This is a genomic window from Metabacillus dongyingensis (assembly GCF_019933155.2).
GTDB classification, from domain to species: domain Bacteria; phylum Bacillota; class Bacilli; order Bacillales; family Bacillaceae; genus Bacillus_P; species Bacillus_P dongyingensis.
Genome location: NZ_CP082944.1, coordinates 3,915,411 through 3,940,200, shown reverse-complemented (window position 1 = coordinate 3,940,200; position 24,790 = coordinate 3,915,411). Strand labels below are relative to the sequence as shown.

Genomic DNA, 24,790 nt, shown 5'->3' with positions numbered 1-24,790 from the left:
TACAAAACATTTATAATAATATTCGTTTTTTAGGTAAAATGCAAGGGGTTTTCATTTTACACCCATTTTAGTTTCTCCTGTCCAAGCTTTCTTATGTCCGCATCCTTTGGTATCTTACTAGGTAAGGACTTATTGAAATAAATATGAAAAGGGGTTTAAAGATGGATTGGATGCAGGAAGTTTTAAGCAGGAAAGAAGATTTTATTAAAGACACTCAAGAATTTTTGCGCATTAAAAGCTTGCTTGATAAAAAAACAGTCAAGGCAGGCGCTCCATTTGGAATAGGAATTAATGAAGCTCTGACTCACATGCTCGAAAAGGGAGAAAAAGACGGATTTATTTCAAAAAATCTCGAGGGCTATGCCGGTCACCTGGAAATGGGACAAGGGGAAGATATCGTTGGAATTCTGTGCCACGTTGATGTTGTACCAGAGGGTGACGGCTGGAGCAGTGATCCTTTTGGGGCGGAAATAAGAGACGGAAAAATTTTTGCACGCGGAGCCATTGATGATAAGGGTCCTACAATGGCGGCCTATTATGCAATGAAAATCGTAAAAGACCTCGGACTGCCATTGAACAAAAGAGTCCGCATGATTCTTGGAACAGATGAAGAAAGTGACTGGGGATGTGTGGATCACTATTTTAAACATGAAGAAATGCCTGCACTCGGCTTTGCACCTGATGCAGATTTTCCGATTATCAATGCTGAAAAAGGAATCATCGATGCAAAGCTTACATATTTCTTTGATAAAGCACTAAGCAGCAAAAGCGAGACAAAACTGCTTTCTTTTCAATCTGGAAGGCGCTTCAACATGGTTCCGGATTATGCAGAAGCTCTTATTCGGTCTGATGATGCAGAGGGGCTTACAGAAAAATACAGCAAATATTTAAACCAATATGATATAACAGGCAGTGCTTCTGAAAAAAATGGAGTGCTTACACTTAAAGCTGAAGGTGTTTCGGCACATGGAAGTTTGCCGCAAACAGGAAAGAATGCAGGACTGCTCCTTTCCCTTTTCCTTGCAGATGAGGAATTGGATCATAACGGGAAACTATTTATCAGACAGATTGTTGCCTTTTTCAGCAATGACACGAGCGGTGAGAAACTTGGCATTCAATATGAAGATGAAGTGAGCGGCCCGCTTACTGTGAACCTTGGCATCATTTCTTATGATAGTGAAAAATCAGGAGAGCTTGGTGTGAATATCCGCTATCCTGTAACTGGTGATGTTGAGCGGATTTCAGAAGGATTGAAATCCATTACCGAGTTTCAGTTAGCTTCTCTAAGTGATTCAAAGCCTCATTATGTTGAGGCAGAGCATGAATTAATTCAAATACTTAAAAAAGTGTATGAAGAACAAACAGGGGATCGTGCTGAATTGATTGCTATAGGGGGCGGTACCTATGCACGTTCACTGAAGGCTGGTGTGGCGTTTGGCCCAATGTTCCCGGGAAGACCTGATGTTGCTCATCAAAAAGATGAATATGTCATCATTGACGATTTGCTTAAAGCTACCGCTATTTATGCACAAGCCATTTATGAATTGGCAAAGTAATGTTAACGAATTCCGCCTGTTGTGGTAGGATGAGTAAAGAAGCTTTTTGGCCGCTCTCTGTTATCGGAGGGCGGTTTTTCTGGGAGTTTTGCCTTTTAGAAAGGCTGTGCCCCAAATATCAATTTCGTATTTAAAAAGGGTTATACGTTCTTTTCTGGTTTTAAATTTGAAAGTTAGAAAAGAACCTAAAAGAAAGAAGGCTGCTGTTTTGGAATATTCATTGCAAAGAGAGCATCGTACAACTAGAGTTCACTTTTATTCTTTTTATTTTTTTGTTTTTTTTGCTTTCGGTTCGCTATTTCCGCTGCTTCCTGTGTATCTTAAAGACAGTGTCGGGCTTTCAGGAAGTCAAATAGGAATGATCATGAGCATCAGTCCGGTTGTAATGATTTTGATTCAGCCTCTGTGGGGTATTTTAAGTGACATGACGCAAAAACCGACTGTTTTATTAACGATTGCGCTATCGCTTGCAGGGATATTTGGACTTGTTTTTTCAATGATTGATACATATATTTGGCTGATTGCCATTGCTTCGCTCCTTGCGATTGTACAGAGTGCGCTCATTCCATTATCAGACAGCATCTCAATGAATTACGTACAAAAAACAAAAACAGAGTACGGTTCAATCCGTCTGTGGGGTGCGGTTGGATTTGCGGTTGCTGTTATGGCTGTAGGGCAGCTTTCAGAGCTTTTTTCATTAAGTATGATTTTCTATGCATTTGCCTTTATTTTATTTATTGCTGTTTTTTTCGCCTATCAGCTTCCGAATGAAACCAAAACATTGCAAATCAGCATCAGGGAAGGAATAAAAGAGCTTGCTAATGTCCCAAGGTATTTCATGTTTTTATTTGTTGCTTTTCTGGTGATGGGACCAATCTTAGCAAACAATATTTACTTTGGAATTTTTGTGGCAGAGCTTGGCGGGGGACTGACAGGGATAGGCATAGCATTCCTTCTTGCAGCCGGCAGTGAAGCGCCTTTTATGAAATTCGCAAGCAGCTGGATCAGCAGGCTTGGGATGATGAATATTCTTATGATGGCTACTTTTATTTCAATCCTGAGATGGTTTCTGTACTTCTTGGAGCCTCCGCTTGAAGTTGTTTATGTTACGACCATTGCACAAGGATTGTCTGTAGGCCTGTTTATTCCGGCAGCCCTTCAATATGTGAGAGATCTCGCGCCAATTTCTGTAGGGGCGACAGCCATTTCCCTCTATTCATCAGTAGGGAATGGACTCGGAAACTGGTTCTGCACATTTTTCGGCGGTTTAATCTTAGAAGGTTTTTCTATCCTATATGTATATTTATTTTTTGGTATTCTTTCAACGGTCGCGTTAGCTGTATTAGCTATTATGAATATACGAATAAGAAAAGCTGCTCCGGAATAAGTGCCGGGCAGCTCTTTCTGTTGCATGGTAAATTATAAGTCAAACCCGGACGGTTCTGTCGAATTCTTTTCAGCCTGTCGGAGCGGGCATTGGCGCCCTGAGCTTTTGTTCTTATTCCTGGAGAAATAAATCACTTGATAAATAGCGCTCACCTGTGTCGCAGGCGATGCACACGACTACATCATCAGGAGTCAGACGTTTCGCTACTTCCAGTGCAGCAAAGCAGGCTGCACCAGATGATGGGCCGACTAATATGCCTTCTTCGGCAGCAAGACGGCGGGTAATGTCATAAGCTTGTTCGTCTTTAATTTTGAAAATTTCATTATAGACGTTCTGATTCAGAATTTCAGGTATGAATCCAGGACTTGTGCCTACAAGCTTATGCTTGCCTGGCTTACCGCCAGAAAGGACAGGAGATCCTGCAGGCTCAACAACGTGAACTGTTAAATCAGGATAATGGTCTTTCAGCCTTTCGCCAGTTCCTGTAATTGTTCCGCCTGTACCGGCAGTTGCCACAAATGCAGACAGTTTTTTGCCAAGCCCGTCCATTGCAGAAATGATTTCAATGGCGGTTGATTTGCGGTGTGCATCTGAGTTTGCTTCATTATCAAACTGCATAGGAACAAAGCTGTCCGGGATGTCTTTTGCCAGTTCATTCGCTTTATTGATGGCACCATTCATTTTCTCATCGCCAGGAGTCAGCACCACTTTAGCGCCATATGCTTTCAATAGATTGATTCGTTCCTGTGTCATCGTGTCAGGCATAACAAGTATGGCTTTATAGCCTCTTGCAGCAGCGTTCATTGCAAGTCCAATGCCAGTATTGCCTGAAGTCGGCTCAATTATGGTGGAATTCTTATTTAAAAGGCCCTGTTTTTCAGCCTCAAGGATCATATTTAATGCAGCTCTGTCCTTTACACTTCCGCTTGGATTGAAAAATTCAAGCTTCAAATAGACGTCCGCTCCGTTTTCCGGGTTCAGCCGATTTAATTTCACCAAGGGAGTATCGCCAATTAAATCTGCTATATTTTCAACTACACGCATTTATCACAGCTCCTTTATTTGATATGATAGCATATATTTTTTCGGCAGCCATCCAAAAGCGCTTGATTATATTCTTGCCTGTTACTTTGATAAGATGAAAACGAAAGGGATTTTTCTCGGTTGTCGGATAAAACTATAAAAAGCTGAAAGATGTTTTAATTCAGCAGAAAATAATCAAATGTTGGCTGCAGGGTATTGTGAGTTATTGCCTAAACAGCCTTCAGTGCGAATAAGGAGACTGACATGACAGCTTTGAAACACTATTTTATAGGTATATCACTTCCTGAAGAAACGGCAAAATCGATTTATAATCAAGCATTTTCTTTAAGAGAAGAAAAACAATTTAAGTCTTGGGTGCATCCGCTTGATTATCATCTTACTCTGGCATTTTTAGGACATCCGGAATCAGAAAATCAATTAGAGCAGGTGAAACATGATCTTGAGAAGTCCCTTGTAAATAATCATGCCTTCCAGCTGCAGACAACTACATTCCAGACGTTCGGAAGACCGCAGTCACCAAGGATTTTCTGGCTGGGAACAGAGGATTCAAAAAAGCTTGCAGAGCTCAGGAGCCAGGTTTATCATATTTGCAAACATGCTGATTTCAAACTGGATGAGCGCCCGTTTACTCCGCATGTTACCATTGCAAAAAAATGGATATCAGAAGAAAATTTCTTAGATCAGCGGATAGCTTCACCTGAACAAAAGAGCTTTACCGTGGCTGGTGTGGATCTCTTTGAGACAAATCTTGATAAAATTCCTAAATACCATTCCATACACAACGTGATGCTGCGCTGAATAAGATTTGCCTGTCATCCTGTGTAACAACAAATGCAAAGCAGGGATAACTATGAAATGGATAAAAATATTAATTCAAATTGCTTGTTTATATCTTTTTTACCAGGCAGGAGTTTTTATACAGCAGTATTTGCAGCTTTCTATGCCCGGAAGCATTATCGGAATGTTTCTTCTGTTTTTCTGCCTTTCATTAAAAATCATCAGGCTGCCTCTTTTAAAAGAAGGAAGTTCTATGCTGTTAAGTCATTTATCACTGCTTTTTATACCGGCCACAGTCGGTTTAATCGATCATTTTGATCTGTTCAGCGGTAAAGGATTAGTAAGTGCGCTTGTCGCTCTTTTCAGCACGGCCCTTGTTATGATTTCTTCCGCTGCCATAGGTCAGCGGCTTACCATGAGAACGGAAGCTTCCGAAAAAAGAGGAGAAGTCTAATGTTTTCTGCTGTCCTATACATACTGTTAACGATTGTCTTGTATGCTGCAATGAGGCAGCTTTATAAAAAATATCCCCTGCCTATACTTGTGCCTATAGCGACATGCACTTTTATAATCATTCTTCTTTTATTGAGCACTGGAACGACTTATTCAGAATACTTGAAAGGCGGAATCTGGATTGATGAGCTGCTTGGACCTGCGGTTGTGGCTTTGGCTTATCCTTTATATGAAAGCCGCCGTATTCTGAAAAAATATGCCTTTACTATTCTAGCAAGTGTTTTTGCAGGAAGCATCATTGGCATTGGCAGCGGAACACTTCTTGCAGGGCTTTTTCATGTGGATGAGGAGCTGATTTTGTCTCTTGCCCCTAAATCAGTGACAAATCCAATTGCGATGGATATTGCAGACATGATGGGAGGTATACCGGCGCTTGCTGCAATCTATGTCGTCATTGCAGGTGTTTCAGGCGCAATGTTTGGACCGTCTTTGCTGCAGCTTTTTGGCATTCATCATTCCGTAGCAAAAGGAATTGGACTTGGTGCAGCATCGCATGGAACAGGTACAGCAAGAGCACTGGAGCTGGGTGAGCTTGAAGGAGCCATCAGTTCGATTTCGATGACTTTATGCGCCATTTTTACAGCGATAATCTGCCCGCTGCTCGCACCATTTATTTTAAGCATCCTATAAGGAGTTGAAAAAAATTGGCTCAACTAATCAAGATCCATTCTTGCATTTCAAGGTACGAGATGGATTTATACCGCTACCAAAGCCAATTTCTGCGTTTAAAGAAACAGCAATGGCAAATGATCATGTATGCTTATGAAAATAATGAGTTTCAGCAATTTGTAAGACCTCAAACAGAGACAATGGACGGGGCAGAAGGGAAAAAGGAAAAAGAAAATTTTCTCAGAAAGGTCCGTAATAGGTTGGGGAAAAAAGGAGAAATAATTTCATGCGATTTGAACATTCCAGCTGCTGATCAACAAGCAGAAACAATGGAATACATCTTTGACACCGTTCCGCAATCATTGGATGAATTAAAAGCAAAATTTATGAATCACATCTTTCAGTTCCAAATGAAATGGGCCACGTCTACCATTCGTGAAAAATCATTTGCAGATGCTTCTTTTTATGAAAATGAGAGATTGCTTGAACTTCTTCAAAAATTGCCTGATCAGCATCTCATTATGTATAATCCTGTTTTTAAAATAAAAAATACGTCCATTGGGCTTGATCCGATTTTAATCAGTCCTGGAGAAATCGTATGTATCCATTATCTCGAAGGGGGACAGCACGACGTTATTGAAGGTTCAAGTGAACGCTTCTGGACAGTGAATCCGGGAGATCATGAAAAAAAACAGCTTTCTCCTTTAATCAGCTTGAATCGAACAGGAACAATTGTTAAGCAATTACTGAAAGAGAGCAAGATCAATCTGGAAGTGAAAAAGGTACTGGTGTACAAAAGCGGATTCATCGAGTTTCCCGAGGCACCATTCGATTTAACACTTGCAGATAAAAGAAATTTCAATGGATGGTTCCAAACTTACAGAAATTCCACATCGCCAATTAAGCATGATCAGCTGAAAGCTGCTGAGATTCTTTTGTCCAAATGCTTGATTGACTCTTTTCGCAGAAACGATTAATGCGCCGGCAGGCGTATTTTTTTATAGATTCGTACATACAGTTTCACTAAAAAAAGCTATAATTTTACTAGACTGGGAATATCTACGCGGATATTCATGGAATCGCTGAAGATAATGGAGATTAGGATGAAGAACAGCATATACTTTATCATTAACCCCCTTGCCGGGAATGGCAGATCATTACGTGTTTGGAAAAAGGTAAAAGCTGAACTCGAGCTTAAATCTATAGACTATCGTTCTTTTTTAACGGACTATTCTGGTCATGCTGAAATTCTGGCCAGACAAATTGCGACGATTCAGGATTATCACTTGAAGACGGTCATTGGAATCGGCGGAGACGGCACGATTCATGAAATCGTAAATGGGCTGAGTGAGTTTAATCATGTGCAGATAGGGTTTATTCCAGCTGGATCCGGTAATGACTTTAAGAGAGGGTATGGCCATTCTAGAGAAGATTCATCCATTTTCCTCAGGTTAAAAAGGCAAGTAAAAAGCTTTGACCTTGGTCAATATCAAACAGGCCAGATGAACCGTTCCTTTGTAAACAGTATTGGTGCAGGGTTTGATGCCTATGTTGCGAAGCTTTCAAACGAAATGGAAGTGAAGAAACTGCTGAATAAATTACGTGCAGGTTCTTTAATATATATAGCAGCCCTTCTGAAAGGACTTATGAATTATCAGCCAAGTACCGTCACTGTGACAGTTGATGACACGGTTCACGTATTTGAAAATGTCTGGCTTGCGGCAGTAAGCAACCACCCTTTTTACGGGGGAGGCATGAAAATTTCTCCAGCTGCAAAACCGGATGACGGTGTACTTGATCTCATCGTTGTACATGATTTATCAAGATTAAAGCTGCTTCTGCTCTTTGGACTGGTTTTTGCGGGAAAGCATACACGACTGAAAGAAGTTCATACGTTCACGGGAAAGGAAATAAAAATTGCTGGAGCAGCCCCGCTCATGATTCATGCGGATGGAGAATACATAGGCGAAACACCGGTCACAGTCACATTGAGACCTAAAAGCATAAAGTATTATACGTAAATCTAATATCAAGTTGTTTCTCAATGGGTATACTGTTGTGATGAAACAACTTTTGCAGGCAGGTGACTAAAATGTTATCGGTACAACGTGCATATCATGCATACCTCGATGAAATGGACTTAATTACAATCCTTATCCCAAAAGACATGCAGTCCTCTGACAATAAAACATTTTTTCTTCTGGATGGCGAAATCAGGCTGAAGCTGCAATGTGAGCGTCAGCAGGATATTGAAAACAGAGTGAAATACCAATGCAGACTGGATTCATCCATAAAACCATTTGGAAAATTGTATGAAGTATGTGATGAACTGGGTAATAAAACAGATCTGCAAATCGGTGCAGTAATTCGGACGGATGAATTTGATGACCACTTTTATTATGAAGGGGATGACCTTGGGGTCCGTTTCAGCAAAGACTCTGTAACAATGAAGTTATGGGCTCCGACTGCGACGGATGTACGGGTGAAATTACTGTTTCCAAGCGATCAGCGGGAGGAAACTCTTCCACTAAAGCGAGATGACAGCGGAATTTGGACAATCGAACTGAAGGGTAATTTTGACAGCGTTTTCTACACTTATCTCGTGTGTGTTAATTTAATTTGGAATGAAGCGGTTGATCCATATGCAAAAGCCGTATCCATGAATGGGGTTTATGGAGTCATCGCAGATTTTGGTCAAACAGTGGTAGAGAAACGAAAACCAGCTCCTCTTGCTCAATTAACGGATGCCATTATCTATGAAGCGCATATACGTGATTTTACCATCCATCCAAACAGCGGAATTAACCAAAAAGGCAAATATGCTTCATTCACTGAAACTGACACAAAAACAGGGAAGGGAATGACATCAGGTATATCCTATCTGAAAGAACTTGGCATTACCCATTTGGAATTGCTCCCTTTTAATGATTTTGAAGGAGTCAATGAGCAGAATGTTCTTGAGCATTACAATTGGGGATACAACCCGCTTCATTTTAATGCTCCAGAAGGCAGCTACTCATCTGATCCGGAAAATCCATATACAAGAATAAAGGAATTAAAAACAGCCATCCAGGCTATTCATGCAAACGGGATAAGAGTCATTATGGATGTGGTTTACAATCATGTTTACATCAGAGAAAATTCCTCTTTTGAAAAGATTGTTCCGGGATATTTCTTTCGTCATGACCAGAATGGGCTTCCTTCAAATGGTACTGGAGTAGGCAATGATTTTGCTTCAGAAATGAAAATGGCCAGCAAGTTTATTGTAGATTCAATTACTTTTTGGCTGAAAGAATATGATGTTGACGGTTTTCGCTTTGATTTAATGGGGATATTGGATATTCACACAATGAATAAGGTGAACGATATTTGTAAGCGGTTAAAACCTGATATTTTTATTTTAGGAGAAGGCTGGGATTTGCTTACCCCGCTTCCATATGAAGAAAAAGCCATTATTGCAAATGCGGGTAAAATGCCTGGCATCGCCTTTTTTAACGATCAGTTCAGAGACAATATTAAAGGAAGCACGTTTGAAGTGCTGGACAAAGGATTTATTCTTGGCAACTCTGGAAATCCGGAAATGCTTGCAAAAATCATGAGCGGTTCGATTGCACATTTCACAAATCCTGCACAATCCATCAATTATGTAGAATCGCATGATAATTATACGCTATGGGATAAGATGAATTTGTGTCTCCCAAATGAGCCAGTTGAAAATAAACAGCTCAGGCAGAAGCTTGCTGCTGGTATGGTCATTCTTGCACAGGGAATTCCATTTCTTCATAGCGGGCAGGAGTTTTACCGAACAAAACAAGGCGTGGAAAACAGCTATAACTCACCTGATGAGATCAATCAGCTAAACTGGAATGAAAGAGAGCAGTACGCACATGATGTCAGGTATATTCAGCATCTTATTTCTCTAAGGAAGTCCCATGGAGCATTCAGGCTCAGTTCATCACAAGAAATAAGCAGACATTTTCAGATTTTCAGGAATGAGGATGGCATTTTCGCGTATTGTTTAAACGATGTAGGTGCATATGGGCCATGGAGCAAGATTGCAGTCATTCATTGCAGTCATCGAAATGGCAAGGTTATATCTCTGCCCTATAACGGTGAATGGGAGCTTGCCTCAAGCCCATTTATTTTCCAGAGAGAAGCAAACTCAGTCCAGTTTGTAAGCGAATCAATTGAGGTGAAAGAAATAGGGACTTTTGTCTTATTCCAAAAGTAGGTTTTCGGTTTTTCTTGACTAAAATTGCTTGGAAACGATAAAATTTAAAAGGATAGCTATCTGTAACAGATTCTTCATCTTTGAATAGCTGTCTTTTTTAATTGACTTAATGAATGATATATAAGGTGAAGGAAACAGGCTGTACACTTTATTCGATCATGTTCGCGTGTGCCCTGATGCTTTCCCTATTCCAAACTTATAAATGAAATGTTGGGTTGAAATTGAAGGTGAACTGGTTGGAACAACTACTAGGAAGCGAGTGGGAGCTATCTCCTGCTGGCGGAGCAACAGGCGATGCATATTTTGCACAGCGAGAAGGGCAAAAATTGTTCTTAAAACGAAATAGTTCTCCATTCTTGGCCGTTCTGTCTGCTGAAGGAATTGTTCCTAAGCTAGTATGGACAAAAAGGCTGGAAAATGGCGATGTGATTACAGCACAGCACTGGCTAAGCGGACGTGAACTGAAGCCTAGTGATATGAATGGCGAAAATGTAGCGGAACTGCTGCATAAAATCCATCATTCCAAGGAACTGCTGGATATGCTGAAACGTCTGGGAAAACAACCGCTTACTCCTTCAATTATATTAGAGGATTTAAAGCAAACGGTTGAGTTTGAAAACTTTTATCTCCCAGAAGTCATGCAGGCTATTCATTATCTTGAATCCAATCTTCCATATGTGGATTGTGATGATAAAGTGGTCTGTCATTGTGATGTGAACCATAATAATTGGCTGTTATCCAATGATGAACAGCTATATCTGATTGACTGGGACGGAGCATTAATTGCAGATCCTGCAATTGATATTGGCATGCTTTTATACTGGTATATCGACGAAAAAGACTGGGAAAGCTGGCTTTCTACATATGGCCTGAACTTGACCGATCAGCTTCTTGGAAGAATGTACTGGTATGTGCTTGCGCAAACGATTACCTATACCCTTTGGTATCGAGCAAAACACAATGAAAAGGAAACAAATGAATGGCATAACTACCTGCGTCAAATGATTTCTAAGTTAAATTAAGAAAATGAATCAATATCATCAATCCATTGTGTAAGAACATTTTGCTGAGATGTTATATAGGAATTCAGTTCTGAAGAATTTTTTCCATCCTGACTGTAAGAATAAATATTTTGCAGTACGTTTTTTAAATCCTGATGAATGTTTGTATTCACCATCAGTGATTTGATGACCCGCTCCAGTTGTTCACATTCTGCAACTGTTCCGCAGCAGTCACTTTGATGTTCTGTCAATATATCCTTTAATAATTCAACTTGATGCTGATATTCTAGCGGCATGGCAAGCACTCCTTTACAGATTCTTGTCTTAACTTGTGCAGGAAGAAGCCATTTCATTCTGAATAAAAATGACCAGATCCACGCGGGCCAGGTCATTTTTTGTTGCAGTTAAATCCACACAGTTATTTGCTTTCGATTAAAGCCTCATGTTGATAAGATTCATTGCTTATAGAACTCATTTTCATTGATTAAACAAGGGTTAACTCGTATAAAACCTGGATTTACACTTATAAACCTTAGAATTATGCTGATAGAACACAGGTTTGCACTGATAAAACCTATTATAAAATACAGATTTTAACATGGAATTTCTCTTGCACACCCTCCCATTTCATGATATCTTTTATGGCGACATTAAATCGATAGAGGTGTGCATCATGCGATTGCGGAATAAGCCATGGGCCAATGATTTCATTGCCGGGCATTCAAATATTGTGATTCAGAATCCTAAAGAACATAAAGGTAAATGGAATGAACTTTTTGGGAATGATAACCCGATCCATATTGAGGTAGGGACAGGAAAAGGGCAATTTGTTGTTGGAATGTCATGTGCTCACCCAAACATTAATTATATTGGAATTGAATTGTCTGAAAGTGTCATTGTTGGTGCCCTTCAAAGAGCAGCCCAGGCAGAACAAACAAACATTCTGCTGCTTAATGAGAATGCCGAGGATCTTACTGACATTTTTGCCGATGGCGAAATCGAGAGAGTCTATTTGAATTTCTCTGATCCATGGCCGAAGACAAGACACGAAAAACGGAGATTAACCTTTAAGACCTTTCTTAAGAGATATGAAGATATCTTGGTTGATGAAGGTGAAATTCATTTTAAAACAGATAATCAGGGATTGTTCGAGTATTCACTTCAAAGCTTCTCAGCCTACGGACTGCTCTTAACATATGTAAGCTTAGATTTGCATAACAGTGAGTATGAAGGCAACATCATGACGGAATATGAAGAAAAATTTTCACAAAAAGGGCAAAGAATTTATCGCTCTGAAGTGAAATATATAAAAAAGTAACCCCTGTCCACGGACGCGGGTTTTTTTGTTATGATGGAACCGGAGGGGATAATATGGAAACTTTAAAAATAGGTCAAACAACATTAACATGGCTTGATGGCGGGGTTACTTATCTTGATGGGGGTGCAATGTTTGGAGTCGTTCCCAAACCGCTCTGGTCAAAAAAATATCCTGTTAATGAACTCAATCAGATTGAGCTTCGCACAGATCCAATACTAGTTCAAAAAGAGGGCATCAATTTGCTGATTGACAGCGGCATTGGCTCAGGAAGACTTACTGATAAGCAAAAGCGAAATTTTGGTGTGACAGCTGAATCAAATGTAATCGCTTCATTAAATGAATTGGGTCTGAAAGCTGAAGATATTGATTATGTCCTGATGACTCATTTGCATTTCGATCATGTTTCCGGGCTTACAAAGCTTGAAAATGATGAACTTGTATCTGTATTTCCACATGCAAAAATCATCACTTCTACTATTGAATGGAATGAAATGAGAGAACCAAATATTCGTTCAGCTAATACATACTGGAAAGATAATTGGCTGGCAATCGAAAAACAAGTCGTTCCTTTTGAAGGGAAAACGGAACCAGTGCCAGGCATTGAAATGATTCACACTGGCGGACATAGTGACGGTCACAGCATTGTTAAAATACAAGACAATGGAGATATGATTCTTCATATGGCAGACCTCATGCCGACGCATGCCCACAGCAATCCATTATGGGTGCTGGCATATGATGATTATCCAATGAATTCAATACAGCAGAAGCAAAAATGGCTCGGGTTTGCAAGCGAAAAACAGACTTGGCTGTCTTTTTATCATGATGCCTATTACAGGGCCATCAAATTCAATGAAAAAAAAGAAATTATCGATAAAGTGGAAAGAAATCGACCAGAATAAAAAAATGGCATGGAGAGCAGTGTCTCCATGCCATTATGCATGTTCAGCCAGGTTTTTATGTGATGGATTATGCAATTTGTTCTACGTGAAGGATATTTCCGCTTTTTGCATCCACAAAAGCTTCATATTGTTCGAGCTCCGAGTCAGCCGTTCTGGTAATTCCAGCTTTGTAAATACTGTATGTCTCTCCAGAATCGGTATAGAACTCGCGGACTGTATAGATCCATGATCCATTGATCGGACCTTTTTCTTTAAATGCATTTTTCACAACAGTTAGAGCTTTTTCAGAAGTAATATATGCCGGCTTTAATTGATCCCTAAATATGTATGCAGCAGCCAGGCCAATACCAATACCAATGAATGCTTTTCTGCAATTCATCACGATCTCCTCCATCCTTAACACATTGATTTAAGTATACAGAAGATTCCTTTTCTTGTTAAGGGTGGTTATGCCTTTTTAAGAAGCAGAATATTTTTTGAAAGTCTGCTATCTATTTCGGACCTTTTCTTGCTGGGATATCAGAATGGTTTGGTTAATAAAATGGAAAACAGGTGGATAAGATCCAAATTACGCTGATAAAATTCCAATGCAGGTGTTTTGGCTGATAAATCCCGGAAGTTGGCTGATTTGTCCTTATCTGCCTGTCGGGTCTGAACATCGGGTTTGCTTTTCTTTAGTAGCACGAAACGATAACTTTCTGTAAAATAAAAGAATACATACGTAAAGGGGATATGATGGATGAACCAAGAGACGTTAGAGCTTTTTAAGACATTGACGGAACTTCCGGGTGCACCGGGGAACGAGCATGCTGTGCGTAAATTCATGCGTTCCGAGCTCAGCAAGTACTCAGATGACATTGTTCAAGATCGGTTAGGCAGTATTTTTGGGGTGAAGCACGGTCATTCAGAAGGTCCCAAGATTATGGTTGCAGGGCACATGGATGAAGTAGGGTTTATGGTAACGGGTGTAACGAAAAACGGAATGATAAGGTTCCAGACGCTTGGAGGCTGGTGGAGCCAGGTGCTTCTTGCACAGCGCGTTGAGATCATAACAGATCAAGGCCCAATTCCCGGAGTAATCGGTTCGATTCCTCCTCATTTATTAAGTGAAGATCAGCGGAACAAACCGATGCAGATTAAAAATATGCTTGTTGACATTGGAGCGGATTCAGAAGAAGATGCAGCGGAGCTTGGCATTAAGCCGGGACAGCAAATTCTTCCAGTTTGTCCATTTACTCCAATGGCCAATCCTAAAAAGATTATGGCTAAGGCATGGGATAACCGTTATGGATGCGGATTGTCGATTGAATTGTTAAAAGAACTGAAAAACGAAACCCTTCCAAATACTCTTTATTCTGGTGCAACCGTACAGGAAGAGGTAGGGCTTAGAGGAGCACAAACAGCTGCCAATATGATTCAGCCTGATTTGTTCTTTGCTCTTGATGCGAGTCCTGCCAATGATATGAGCGGAGCGAAGCATGAATTCGGCCAGCTGGGCAAAGGCGCCCTGCTCCGTATTTTAGACCGTACAATGGTGACACATAGAGGAATGCGGGAATTTGTTTTAGACACGGCAGAATCTAACAATATTCCTTATCAGTATTTCGTGTCACAAGGCGGAACAGATGCAGGCCGTGTTCATACTTCAAATGATGGTGTTCCTTCTGCAGTTATTGGAATTTGTTCGCGTTATATTCATACAGCAGCTTCTATTGTCCATATAGACGACTATGCTGCTGCAAAAGAATTAATTGTCTCTCTTGTAAAAGCTTGTGATCAAACGACATTGGATACAATAAAACAGAATTCATAAAGTAAAGAAGCGGAAATCACTGATGTGGTTTCCTTTTTTAAGAGATAAGAAAGTATAAAATTGTGTACATTGATGGGAAGCAAATCGCTCTCCCTGGCCAGAACAAATTCGGTCAGCCGGATTCTTATCCGTCATGCCTGAACTAAACGGGCGAATGCGCTTTTCTTTATATAAAGGAGAAAGAATTAGATGAAAATAGCTATTGGAACCTTAAATCCGGCCAAAGTTAATGCGGTAAAGGCATCTCTACCTGATTTTGAGCAGTTTACATTCAAAAGTGCAAAAGTTCCATCTGGAGTATCCGACCAGCCGTTTTCAGATGATGAAACCATACAAGGCGCCATTAACCGAGCAGAAAATGCCAGGGAAATGGAGCAGGCTGATCTTGGCATAGGTCTTGAAGGAGGCATCATTGAGACAAATCAAGGTTTTTATTTATGCAACTGGGGAGCCATTGCAGGTGGCGATATCAGACCAATCATTGCAGGCGGCGCCAGAATCCTTCTGCCGGATGAAGTTGGTAAGAAGGTGAAGTCGGGCGCTGAGCTTGGAATCGTCATGGATCAATATGCGAATCAATATAATGTCAGTCAAAATGAAGGGGCAATCGGGATATTTACAAATGGCATGGTGAATCGAAAAGAAATGTTTACTCATATTTCTAAGCTGTTATTTGGTCAATATTTTTACATGCATAAAAAGAGCAGCGGCAGATAGGGCCGCTACTCTTGTTCAAAAAGATAGGATAACACTGCAATGGCCTGATCAATTGTTTCTACCGTGACATCAGCTTTAGAAGAAAGTTCTTTAAGCGGGTGATGCAGATTCTCAGGTCTTATGATAATTAAAGGTTTTTTGTTGGTTAATGCACTGCTTGCATCCATTGCTGTATTCCACTGTTTATATTTTTCTCCAAATAAAGCAATCACAATATCGGCTTTATCCATTAAAACTTTTGTTCTGAAATTATTAATTCTGGATGCAGCTTCGTCTTTTAAAATAGCATTAGGCTGTGAACCTAATATTTCTTCTCCAATAAAATCAGACCGATCATGGTTTTCCATTGGTCCTGTAAAAGTTACCGGGAGATTCCGGGCCTTCTCTTTTACTTCGTTTCTCCAATTACTATGTATTTCTCCTGCCAAGTAAACATTTATATTCACTTAAAAATTCACCTCTTTTTTTAGAATTCATTACCCTGTTTTTCTTTTCATAAAACATGGTTCACTTGTCAAGTCTAAAATAAAAGGGTTATTATAGAAAAGGGTCCTATTTTCCTATTGAATAAGGAGGGTTTTTCTTGAAAAAAATTCTAGCAGGCGTGATCTTTGCTTCTCTTTTTTCCTTATTAGCCTGTTCAATAAATGAAGAAGAAATGCAAACTGCAACGATAGATCAGACAAAAAAGACTTTTACAAGCAAGCCGGCAGCCGCCAATGAAGAAAGCGGTTCTTTTAAATATCATTTGCCCGAAGGCTATAAAGTCGAATCTGCAAAAAATAATAACTTGATTTTCAAACGGGATGATGAGCAATTTATATTATTTGTAAATGATAAAGAAAAAGAGGACAGCACCGTTTTTTATGATTCGCTGCTTGAACAATATAAAGATCCAATAGTAAAAGAAACCTTTGAGGATAAAGATCGGTTCGGTTACGTTCTCGTAGATAAACTTGAAGAGGATGAGTATGAGGTTTCGGCGGGAATCGGCGGAGTTAAAATGACAACGCAAACAGACGGCCGCAATGTCGCAGATACAGCTGAACAAATGATGGAAATTGTGTCTTCTGTCAATTATTAATAAGAGAAATCCCCCTTTGCTCTGCAAAGGGGATTTTTCTTTACCAAAGGCTAAACTATTGGTAACTAAAGGCTACTTTTGGTATGATGCGAAATGATGAATGTACAAATTGGAAACGATATTATTGGAGGTTTTAACAATGGAAAAATTACAATCAATGGCTCATTATAACGAAGTAATTCAAAAAGAAAAAGTGATTCTTATGTTTTCAGCTGACTGGTGTCCTGATTGCCGTTTTATTGACCCGTTTCTGCCGGAACTGCAGTCTGAAAATAACAAATTCACATTTTATTATGTAGACAGGGACGAATTTATCGATCTTTGTGCTGAATTAAATGTATTCGGAATACCTAGTTTTGTCGGATTCCACAACGGACAGGAAACTGGCCGCTATGTGAACAAAGACCGTAAAACGAAAGAGCAGATTCAGGAATTTATAGACGGATTATCATCATAAAACAGTTACTAATTGGCAGGGAGCGGAATGAATCATGAAAATGACTTCAAGGAAAATGGCCGAGACAATCAAGGAACGCTTAAAACATAAAGACTGGACAAGCCATTTTGATAGAGAAAAGGATCAATTGCGCGTTGAAGACGATGCTACTAAAAAAGGCATCACGATATCTCTGCCTGGCATTATTGCAAAATGGGAAGAGAAAAAAGATGCGGCTGTTGATGAATTGGTTTATTACATCGAGGAAGCTTTGACAGTTATGAATGAGGAACAGGAACTGACAGGCAAAGAAAAAGGAATTTTTCCGGTTATCAGATCAACATCCTTTCCAGTCGAATCCTCTGATGGCGTTTTGCTGATACACGAAAAACATACAGCTGAAACGAGAATCTATTATGCGCTTGATCTTGGGAATTCCTATCGTTTGATTGATGTGAAAATGATGGAAAGAGAGAACTGGACGTTCAGCAAAATTAAAGAAATGGCAAGGTTCAATCTCAGGTCCCTGCAAACAAGTGTAAAAGAAGATCATGTAGCAGGAAATGTTTTTTACTTTTTAAATGCCAATGATGGCTATGATGCAAGCCGTCTGCTTAATGACACCATCCTAGATTCTTTCCATGAAAAAATGGAGGGTGCGATGGCCATTGCAGTACCGCATCAGGATGTTCTGATTATTGCAGACATCCGAAATGATACAGGTTACGATATTTTAGGCCAGATGGCCATGAGCTTTTTTGCAAGCGGCAGGGTCCCGATTACAGCTCTATCTTTTCTGTATGAAAACAAAGAGCTGGAACCTATATTTATTCTTGCAAAGAACCGGGCAAAAAAGGAAGAGGAAGGTAAACAATGATGCGCGTATTTTATAACAAAGAAGGTGTAGGCGATACACTGATGATTTCAGTGGCTGAATTGCCGCCAGAAGACAGAACTTTTGAAAAGAAGGGGGATGCAGTGCGAATTTACAGCAGTGCCTCAGGTGAAACTGCCGGATTCAATCTTTTTAATGCATCTTCTTATCTTGAAATTGAGAGCAGCGGCGGGGTTGTTGAACTGACTGAGAATCTGCTCAGCAAATTGAACGCAAGCCTTCTTCAAAATGGATTTGAGGAACAGCTGCATGCTGATCTAACACCCAAATTTGTAGTTGGGTTCGTAGAAACAAAAGAAAAACATCCAAATGCCGATAAATTAAGTGTATGCCAAGTTAACACAGGCAATGAAAAACTTCAAATCGTATGCGGTGCACCTAATGTAGACAGCGGGCAAAAGGTTGTCGTTGCTAAAGTCGGAGCAGTCATGCCAAGCGGCCTTGTGATAAAAGATGCTGAGCTCAGAGGTGTTGCTTCAAGCGGCATGATCTGCTCTGCGAAGGAATTAGATCTTCCCGATGCTCCTCAGGAAAAAGGGATTTTAGTTTTAGAGGATCATTATGAAATCGGCACAGATTTTTTAAAAAAATAATGGACTCCCATAAACCTATTGTCTAAATCGAATAATTTAATTAAAAGTTATAAAGTCACTAGGAAATTTTCTAGTGGCTTTTTTCATCTTTAAAAGATAGGATTAACTGTTACAATAGAATAGTAATAAAGAAGAAACCTTTGAAAGAGTGGTTTTTATGAGTTGGTTTTCAAAAATGATCAATTATTTCGCCGGTGAAACAGAGACAGATAAGCATTTAGAAAAAGCATCAGCTGAAAAAAGGCAAATTCCAGAACAGCAGCAACCTGTACATAGAGCACCTGTACCGCCCAAAACTCAAACTTCGAATGTGAAAAATGTAGAAACAAAAGTAGCCTATCAATATCCAAAAGGAAACTTCAAATTTCCGATGATTCCTGATAATCAAAACACTCGTCCAGAACCTAGAAGGAAAAGTTCAGCAAGTGAAAAGATCGAAAGAACGAAACCTCAAAAACATAGCAGCACAGGGCGTATTCCGGGAAAAACAGCCAGAATAAAGACAAATACAGATTCAAAGAGGCCTTTTCACCCAACAGAGATTCCTTCGCCTATATACGGCTTCAGGCCAAGAGACAATCAAGAACCATTAGAGTATCGAATTAGTCCAAGAGATGAAGCAAATCAAACCGGCAGCGAGTCGGGTTCAAGTTTATTTAAAAGCTTTCAGCAAGCCGCGCAGTCTACTGAATCCGTTCTGTCAAGGTTAAATGAACATAAACGGGCTGAGCTTCTTAAAAGAGAAGCTGCGAGAATGAGGGAAATCGAAGACGTGAGAATTCCGTCAGCAACTCTGCATGAAAAGCTGGTAAAAGATGAACCAGCCATTTTAAAAACAGAAGCAGCAGATTCTGTACCTGAAATCATTCCAGAAAACAGCACGCAAATATCAAATATTCCAGTTAAAGGTCTGAATAAAGAAAAGGAAAACCCAATTATGACCTTTTCATCTGATGAGGATCTTGAAGAAATCAACAGTGATACGGTTGAACATGTAAATGAAACAACAGAAGATACATTCCCGCTGCCTTATGAGAATAAAGAAATAGCGGTAACTGCTGAGGAAACAGAAATCGTTATGTCAGAATATGCACATCCGCCTATAGTAAAGGCAGATGAAACCTTCAGCACCATTGATGAAAACGAAGAGAAAAAAACGCTTACTGAATGGACGCAAAACGAAGAGCATGCAGAAATTCCAGATGCAGACGTTCTGACTGCAAGCGATAGTGAGCTAATGCTGCATACGGCCAATGCTGATAAGAATCATAATGAAAATGAAGAGGAAAATAGTGCAACAGATGAACCAGCCATTAACAGAACTGAAAGATCGAATGAAGATCCTGCTGAAGAAGTGAAAGAAAATCGATCAACAAGATCAACTGTTCCATTTAATGTCATGATGTTTGGAAGAGATAAACAAAAAATCCTAAAGTCAGAAGACTCTTCGAATTCTGGAGCATCCTATCTTTTCCCGTCATTGCAGCTTTTGAACATTCCGCCTAAGGAATATGTAGATGATGTGGATTGGCTTAGAGAACAAACAGAATTGCTGAATGTGACGCTTGAAAACTTCAATGTAAAAGCAAGAGTTGTTCATGTTACACAAGGGCCAGCTGTTACACGTCTTGAAGTCCAGCCTGAACCTGGAGTGAAAGTAAATAAAATTACAAATTTAACAGATGATATCAAACTGAGCCTATCAGCTAAAGATATCCGCATAGAAGCACCAATACCCGGCAAGAACAGAATCGGCATTGAAGTTCCGAACAGACACAGTAAAATGGTCTATTTGCGAGAAATCTTAAGAAGTGCGGAGTTTAGAAATAATCCATCTCCGCTGACCGCTGCCCTGGGCCTTGATATTTCAGGTCAGGCTGTTGTGACAGATCTTAAAAAGATGCCGCATGGACTAATTGCGGGAGCGACCGGTTCCGGCAAAAGCGTGTGTATCAATACGATCCTGGTAAGCCTTCTTTACAAAGCTTCCCCTCATGAAGTGAAGCTTCTTCTGATTGATCCAAAAATGGTCGAGCTTGCCCCGTATCACAATGTTCCTCATCTAGTCAGTCCGGTTATTACGGATGTAAAAGCTGCTACTGGAGCATTAAAATGGGCTGTAGAAGAAATGGAAAGAAGGTATGAGCTATTTGCTCATGCGGGAGCAAGGGACATTTCCCGATACAATGAACTTGCTGCAAAACATAATAGCGGTGAACATATGCCATACTTGGTCATTGTCATTGATGAGCTTGCTGATTTAATGATGGCAGCTCCTGCTGATGTAGAAGAAGCGATCTGCCGCATTGCTCAAAAAGCAAGAGCGTGCGGAATTCATCTAATAGTTGCTACACAAAGACCTTCCGTTGATGTCATAACTGGATTAATTAAGTCAAATATCCCGACCAGAATTGCTTTTTCTGTATCATCTCAAGTGGATTCACGGACAATTATTGACTCAGCAGGAGCAGAAAAATTGCTCGGTAAAGGGGATATGCTCTTTTTAGAAAATGGCACATCTAAAGCTGTCCGTATTCAGGGGAATTTTGTATCAGATGAAGAAATTGAACGTGTCGTTAACCATGCCAAAAAACAGATGAAGCCGGTCTTTTTATTTGAGCAGGAAGAACTGATGAAAAAGTCCAGTATAGGAAGCGAAGAAGATGAACTGCTGCTTGAAGCGTGTGAATATGTGGTTGATCAGGGAGGGGCATCTACATCAAGTCTGCAAAGAAGATTCAGAATCGGCTATAACCGTGCAGCAAGACTTATGGATATGATGGAAAAGCAGGGAATTATTTCAGAAGCAAGAGGAAGTAAACCCCGTGAAATCCTAATTTCTGAGCAGGACCTCGAAACCATTCAGGAAAGCGGAATGTAATAGAGAGCTGGGTCTGCTGATGATTTAGAGGAAATATTCATTAAAATATTTGTCTGAAGAAGTTATTATCTTCAGGAATTGGGAAAACTGCTTTTAAACAGTTTCCCCAATTTTCTTCTCGATTTAAGACATACTCAGAAGCACCTGCCCGTAATGTTTAGAGGGGTCAGGAAAACATTTACTTCTTATTCCGCACTTGCCAAGTTCATGGATATCGTTTAATATGCATTGGGCAGGATAAATTGATCCGCCATGTATTTATTCAAAAAAACTAACAGGTCTGATTTATGTGTCATCACGAGCAGCTGCTTTTCTAATAGTTATCTATATTGCATTCTGCTATAATGTTAAATCGTAAGCTATACTACATATCCGCTATCTTATGCATTCTAATTAAACCTGGAGTTGCAAATTGGGATAAGAATCATATAATGTCAAACAGATAGACGTTTGTTGGAGGTTCTATTTATGACTGTTTACCATTTCGTTGGAATAAAAGGGACTGGAATGAGCGCCCTTGCCCAGATTCTGCATGATATGAACTATGAGGTTCAGGGATCTGATATTGAAAAAACCATTTTCACTCAAAAAGCTTTAGAACAGCGCGGTATTCCGCTTTTTCCATTTTCAAAAGACAATATCAAACAAGGATTAACTATTATAGCGGGAAATGCGTTTCCTGACTCGCATCCTGAAATTGAGGAAGCACACAGCCTCGGGCTAACAGTAATTCGTTATCATAAGTTCTTAGGTGAGTTTATGGAGAAATTTACCAGTGTCGGCATTACAGGTGCCCACGGCAAAACCTCGACTACAGGATTGCTTGCCCACGTCATTCAGGGAGCAAAGCCAACTTCATTTTTAATTGGAGATGGAACTGGAAGAGGAATGGAACAAAGCGAATACTTTGTTTTTGAAGCATGCGAATATCGCAGACATTTCTTGTCCTATTTTCCGGATTATGCGATCATGACGAATATCGATTTCGATCATCCGGATTACTTCAGCAGCATCGATGATGTGTTCAAAGCATTTCAAGAGATGGCTATGCAAGTCAAAAAAGGCATTATTGCCTGCGGTGACGATGAGTATCTTCAGCATATTCAGGCAAATGTGCCTGTCGTTTATTACGGCTTCAGTGAAGAAAATGATTTCCAGGCCCGCAGTGTTGTAAAAGCGACTGATGGAACAAGTTTTGATGTGTTTGTCAGAAACACTTTTTATGCATCTTTTAAAATTCCGACTTTTGGCGATCACAGTGTACTGAACGCACTTTCTGTTATTGCACTTTGCCATTACGAAGAGATTGATGCAGAAGTGATTCAGGCCCAGCTTCAAACGTTCGAAGGTGTAAAGCGCCGTTTCAACGAGAAAAAAATCGGCAATCAAGTTCTGATCGATGACTATGCGCATCATCCTACTGAAATCACAGCAACAATTGACGCAGCAAGACAGAAATATCCGGACCGTGAAATCGTAGCGGTATTCCAGCCGCATACCTTTACACGCACACAATCGTTTTTAGATGAATTCGCGGACAGCCTGCAAAAAGCAGATACGGTCTATCTTTGCGACATATTTGGCTCTGCCCGTGAAAACATTGGAAAACTGTCCATTCAAGATCTTCAAAATAAAATTGACCGTGCATCATTAATTGATGAAGAAGAAACAGCCGTCTTAAAGCAGCATGAAAATGGAGTTCTCGTTTTCATGGGAGCAGGAGACATTCAAAAATACCAGCAGGCCTACGAAAAGGCTCTTGCATAAAAAAACATGGGCCAAGGCCCATGTTTTTTATTTTTATGCTTATTTCAGGTTTTCAGGATTTAAGCCTTCTAATTCATCAATCACAAAACGGCCGTCTTTACGGACAAGGACGCCGTCAAAATACATTTCTCCGCCTCCATATTCAGGGCGCTGAATGTTTACCATATCCCAATGAATATTAGAATGGTTATCATTAAATGCATCATCATAGCATTGTCCAGGTGTGAAATGGAAACTGCCGTCGATTTTTTCATCAAAAAGAATATCCTGCATTGGATGCTGAATGTAAGGATTCACGCCAATTGCAAATTCGCCAATATATCTTGCACCTTCATCGGTATCGAAAATACTGTTGATGCGTTCTGTATCATTTGCAGAGGCCTCAATAATTTTTCCATCTTTAAACGTAAGCTTCACGTTTTCAAATGTAAAGCCGTTATATGGGGACGGAGTATTGTATGTAATTGTTCCATTGACAGAATCACGAACCGGAGCCGTATAAACCTCACCGTCTGGGATATTCATTTCCCCTGCACATTTAACAGCAGGAATGTCTTTGATAGAGAAAACCAAATCCGTTCCTGGACCTGTAATTTTTACTTCATCCGTTTTGTTCATTAATTCAGCGAGTGCGTCCATAGCTTTGTCCATTTTTCCATAATCAAGGTTGCACACATCGAAATAAAAATCTTCAAATGCTTCTGTGCTCATCTTAGCAAGCTGAGCCATTGAAGAATTCGGATAACGCAAAACAACCCATCTTGTTTTAGGGACGCGAATATCACGATGCACCTTTTGGCCAATTGTTCTGCCGTGAAGCTTCATTTGCACGTCAGGCACATCAGCATGCTCATTTATATTGTCTCCTGAACGAAGGCCGATATAGGCATCCATTTTGCTCATGACGTTTGCTTCAAACTCGGCCATCATGCCAAACTGTTCCTCCTGTCCCCCGAGCAGGAGAGCGCGGTCAACCTGCTGATCTTTAAGAGAGACAAATGGATGCCCGCCAGCAGCATATGCTTCATTGACGAGCGCTGTAACCAATTCTCTTTGCAGGCCAAAGTTTTCAATCAGTACTTTTTCTCCTTTTTGGAGCTTGACTGAATAATTTATCAGGTTCTTTGCGAGCTTTTGAATTCTTGGGTCTTTCACTTTTTTTCCTCCCGGTAAACGAATAAGTAATACAAGTATATTGTAACCGATGTCAGAAAAAAATTTAAAATATTTATTGAAAATTTAAAAACACGGCCATAATAGGAAAGG

General features: G+C 40.1%; 24 protein-coding genes. 19 read left to right on the top strand and 5 right to left on the bottom strand.

Annotation, left to right across the window (positions count from 1 at the left end):
* Positions 1-161: 161 nt before the first annotated feature.
* Both pepV and K8L98_RS19550 read left to right on the top strand, forming a co-directional pair.
* Positions 162-1,556: a dipeptidase PepV gene (pepV, locus tag K8L98_RS19555; RefSeq protein WP_223437372.1), complete on the top strand. Its 1,395-nt coding sequence runs from the start codon at positions 162-164 to the stop codon at positions 1,554-1,556.
* Positions 1,557-1,764: 208 nt separating this feature from the next.
* Positions 1,765-2,943, top strand: a complete 1,179-nt coding sequence (locus K8L98_RS19550; RefSeq protein ID WP_223437371.1) for an MFS transporter — start codon at positions 1,765-1,767, stop codon at positions 2,941-2,943.
* A 111-nt stretch (positions 2,944-3,054) separates the two neighbouring features.
* Here the strand turns inward: K8L98_RS19550 and cysK are convergent, their stop codons facing one another.
* Positions 3,055-3,987 (bottom strand): cysteine synthase A, encoded by a 933-nt coding sequence (gene cysK / locus K8L98_RS19545; protein WP_223437369.1) that lies wholly within the window; start codon positions 3,985-3,987, stop codon positions 3,055-3,057.
* Between the two features lie 243 nt (positions 3,988-4,230).
* Between cysK and thpR the strand changes: the two genes are divergently transcribed.
* The 7 genes from thpR (at position 4,231) to K8L98_RS19510 (ending at position 11,139) form a co-directional block, all read left to right on the top strand.
* Positions 4,231-4,785, top strand: coding sequence for an RNA 2',3'-cyclic phosphodiesterase (gene thpR / locus K8L98_RS19540; protein ID WP_223437368.1), 555 nt, complete (start codon positions 4,231-4,233; stop codon positions 4,783-4,785).
* 52 nt (positions 4,786-4,837) lie between these two features.
* Positions 4,838-5,218: a CidA/LrgA family protein gene (locus K8L98_RS19535; protein WP_223437365.1), complete on the top strand. Its 381-nt coding sequence runs from the start codon at positions 4,838-4,840 to the stop codon at positions 5,216-5,218.
* A complete protein-coding gene (locus K8L98_RS19530) occupies positions 5,218-5,907 on the top strand; it encodes an LrgB family protein (RefSeq protein ID WP_223437363.1) in 690 nt (229 codons plus the stop codon). Before K8L98_RS19535 ends, K8L98_RS19530 begins: the two co-directional genes overlap by 1 nt.
* A 14-nt stretch (positions 5,908-5,921) precedes the next feature.
* The gene (locus tag K8L98_RS19525) at positions 5,922-6,863 is read left to right on the top strand and encodes a nuclease-related domain-containing protein (RefSeq protein WP_223437361.1); all 942 of its coding nucleotides are present in this window, start codon (positions 5,922-5,924) and stop codon (positions 6,861-6,863) included.
* Positions 6,864-6,989: 126 nt separating this feature from the next.
* Complete coding sequence (locus K8L98_RS19520) at positions 6,990-7,907, top strand: diacylglycerol/lipid kinase family protein (RefSeq protein ID WP_223437358.1); 918 nt, start codon at positions 6,990-6,992, stop codon at positions 7,905-7,907.
* A gap of 71 nt (positions 7,908-7,978) precedes the next feature.
* Positions 7,979-10,117: a type I pullulanase gene (pulA, locus tag K8L98_RS19515; protein ID WP_223437356.1), complete on the top strand. Its 2,139-nt coding sequence runs from the start codon at positions 7,979-7,981 to the stop codon at positions 10,115-10,117.
* Between the two features lie 215 nt (positions 10,118-10,332).
* On the top strand, positions 10,333-11,139 hold the full coding sequence (locus K8L98_RS19510; protein ID WP_223437354.1) for a phosphotransferase family protein: 807 nt from the start codon (positions 10,333-10,335) through the stop codon (positions 11,137-11,139).
* Here K8L98_RS19510 and K8L98_RS19505 read toward each other — a convergent pair.
* On the bottom strand, positions 11,136-11,414 hold the full coding sequence (locus tag K8L98_RS19505) for a YtzH-like family protein (RefSeq protein WP_223437352.1): 279 nt from the start codon (positions 11,412-11,414) through the stop codon (positions 11,136-11,138). The genes K8L98_RS19510 and K8L98_RS19505 overlap by 4 nt on opposite strands.
* A gap of 377 nt (positions 11,415-11,791) precedes the next feature.
* Between K8L98_RS19505 and trmB the strand changes: the two genes are divergently transcribed.
* Both trmB and K8L98_RS19495 read left to right on the top strand, forming a co-directional pair.
* On the top strand, positions 11,792-12,436 hold the full coding sequence (trmB, locus tag K8L98_RS19500) for a tRNA (guanosine(46)-N7)-methyltransferase TrmB (RefSeq protein WP_223437350.1): 645 nt from the start codon (positions 11,792-11,794) through the stop codon (positions 12,434-12,436).
* Positions 12,437-12,489: 53 nt separating this feature from the next.
* Positions 12,490-13,338 (top strand): YtnP family quorum-quenching lactonase, encoded by an 849-nt coding sequence (locus K8L98_RS19495; protein WP_223437348.1) that lies wholly within the window; start codon positions 12,490-12,492, stop codon positions 13,336-13,338.
* A 67-nt stretch (positions 13,339-13,405) separates the two neighbouring features.
* Here K8L98_RS19495 and K8L98_RS19490 read toward each other — a convergent pair whose 3' ends face one another.
* Positions 13,406-13,717, bottom strand: coding sequence for a PepSY domain-containing protein (locus K8L98_RS19490; protein WP_223437346.1), 312 nt, complete (start codon positions 13,715-13,717; stop codon positions 13,406-13,408).
* 360 nt (positions 13,718-14,077) lie between these two features.
* Between K8L98_RS19490 and K8L98_RS19485 the strand changes: the two genes are divergently transcribed.
* Both K8L98_RS19485 and K8L98_RS19480 read left to right on the top strand, forming a co-directional pair.
* On the top strand, positions 14,078-15,151 hold the full coding sequence (locus tag K8L98_RS19485; protein ID WP_223437345.1) for a M42 family metallopeptidase: 1,074 nt from the start codon (positions 14,078-14,080) through the stop codon (positions 15,149-15,151).
* 189 nt (positions 15,152-15,340) lie between these two features.
* Positions 15,341-15,868, top strand: a complete 528-nt coding sequence (locus K8L98_RS19480; RefSeq protein ID WP_223437343.1) for a DUF84 family protein — start codon at positions 15,341-15,343, stop codon at positions 15,866-15,868.
* Positions 15,869-15,873: 5 nt separating this feature from the next.
* Here the strand turns inward: K8L98_RS19480 and K8L98_RS19475 are convergent, their stop codons facing one another.
* Positions 15,874-16,314: a YtoQ family protein gene (locus K8L98_RS19475; protein WP_223437342.1), complete on the bottom strand. Its 441-nt coding sequence runs from the start codon at positions 16,312-16,314 to the stop codon at positions 15,874-15,876.
* 137 nt (positions 16,315-16,451) lie between these two features.
* Here K8L98_RS19475 and K8L98_RS19470 point away from each other — a divergent pair, with 137 nt between their 5' ends.
* From K8L98_RS19470 to murC, 6 genes are all read left to right on the top strand, one after another.
* Positions 16,452-16,952 (top strand): hypothetical protein, encoded by a 501-nt coding sequence (locus K8L98_RS19470; RefSeq protein ID WP_223437340.1) that lies wholly within the window; start codon positions 16,452-16,454, stop codon positions 16,950-16,952.
* Positions 16,953-17,091: 139 nt separating this feature from the next.
* On the top strand, positions 17,092-17,409 hold the full coding sequence (locus tag K8L98_RS19465) for a thioredoxin family protein (protein WP_223437338.1): 318 nt from the start codon (positions 17,092-17,094) through the stop codon (positions 17,407-17,409).
* A gap of 34 nt (positions 17,410-17,443) precedes the next feature.
* Positions 17,444-18,265: a DUF1444 domain-containing protein gene (locus K8L98_RS19460; RefSeq protein ID WP_223437336.1), complete on the top strand. Its 822-nt coding sequence runs from the start codon at positions 17,444-17,446 to the stop codon at positions 18,263-18,265.
* Positions 18,265-18,876 carry a YtpR family tRNA-binding protein gene (gene ytpR / locus K8L98_RS19455; RefSeq protein WP_223443607.1) on the top strand — a complete coding sequence of 204 codons (612 nt, stop codon included), beginning with the start codon at positions 18,265-18,267 and terminating at the stop codon, positions 18,874-18,876. The genes K8L98_RS19460 and ytpR overlap by 1 nt, the downstream gene beginning before the upstream one ends.
* 157 nt (positions 18,877-19,033) lie before the next feature.
* Positions 19,034-21,757: a DNA translocase FtsK gene (locus K8L98_RS19450; protein WP_223437334.1), complete on the top strand. Its 2,724-nt coding sequence runs from the start codon at positions 19,034-19,036 to the stop codon at positions 21,755-21,757.
* 468 nt (positions 21,758-22,225) lie between these two features.
* Complete coding sequence (gene murC / locus K8L98_RS19445) at positions 22,226-23,524, top strand: UDP-N-acetylmuramate--L-alanine ligase (protein WP_223437332.1); 1,299 nt, start codon at positions 22,226-22,228, stop codon at positions 23,522-23,524.
* A 39-nt stretch (positions 23,525-23,563) separates the two neighbouring features.
* Here the strand turns inward: murC and K8L98_RS19440 are convergent, their stop codons facing one another.
* Positions 23,564-24,679 (bottom strand): aminopeptidase, encoded by a 1,116-nt coding sequence (locus K8L98_RS19440; RefSeq protein WP_223437330.1) that lies wholly within the window; start codon positions 24,677-24,679, stop codon positions 23,564-23,566.
* Positions 24,680-24,790 lie beyond the last annotated feature (111 nt).

Coding starts and splice junctions, on each gene's coding strand:
- trmB (WP_223437350.1), top strand. CDS start 11,792: ATGCGATTGCGGAATAAGCCATGGGCCAATGATTTCATTGCCGGGCAT.
- K8L98_RS19520 (WP_223437358.1), top strand. CDS start 6,990: ATGAAGAACAGCATATACTTTATCATTAACCCCCTTGCCGGGAATGGC.
- K8L98_RS19465 (WP_223437338.1), top strand. CDS start 17,092: ATGGAAAAATTACAATCAATGGCTCATTATAACGAAGTAATTCAAAAA.
- K8L98_RS19450 (WP_223437334.1), top strand. CDS start 19,034: ATGAGTTGGTTTTCAAAAATGATCAATTATTTCGCCGGTGAAACAGAG.
- murC (WP_223437332.1), top strand. CDS start 22,226: ATGACTGTTTACCATTTCGTTGGAATAAAAGGGACTGGAATGAGCGCC.
- K8L98_RS19505 (WP_223437352.1), bottom strand. CDS start 11,414: ATGCCGCTAGAATATCAGCATCAAGTTGAATTATTAAAGGATATATTG.
- K8L98_RS19460 (WP_223437336.1), top strand. CDS start 17,444: ATGAAAATGACTTCAAGGAAAATGGCCGAGACAATCAAGGAACGCTTA.
- K8L98_RS19490 (WP_223437346.1), bottom strand. CDS start 13,717: ATGAATTGCAGAAAAGCATTCATTGGTATTGGTATTGGCCTGGCTGCT.
- K8L98_RS19530 (WP_223437363.1), top strand. CDS start 5,218: ATGTTTTCTGCTGTCCTATACATACTGTTAACGATTGTCTTGTATGCT.
- pulA (WP_223437356.1), top strand. CDS start 7,979: ATGTTATCGGTACAACGTGCATATCATGCATACCTCGATGAAATGGAC.
- ytpR (WP_223443607.1), top strand. CDS start 18,265: ATGCGCGTATTTTATAACAAAGAAGGTGTAGGCGATACACTGATGATT.
- pepV (WP_223437372.1), top strand. CDS start 162: ATGGATTGGATGCAGGAAGTTTTAAGCAGGAAAGAAGATTTTATTAAA.
- cysK (WP_223437369.1), bottom strand. CDS start 3,987: ATGCGTGTAGTTGAAAATATAGCAGATTTAATTGGCGATACTCCCTTG.
- thpR (WP_223437368.1), top strand. CDS start 4,231: ATGACAGCTTTGAAACACTATTTTATAGGTATATCACTTCCTGAAGAA.
- K8L98_RS19535 (WP_223437365.1), top strand. CDS start 4,838: ATGAAATGGATAAAAATATTAATTCAAATTGCTTGTTTATATCTTTTT.
- K8L98_RS19485 (WP_223437345.1), top strand. CDS start 14,078: ATGAACCAAGAGACGTTAGAGCTTTTTAAGACATTGACGGAACTTCCG.
- K8L98_RS19480 (WP_223437343.1), top strand. CDS start 15,341: ATGAAAATAGCTATTGGAACCTTAAATCCGGCCAAAGTTAATGCGGTA.
- K8L98_RS19495 (WP_223437348.1), top strand. CDS start 12,490: ATGGAAACTTTAAAAATAGGTCAAACAACATTAACATGGCTTGATGGC.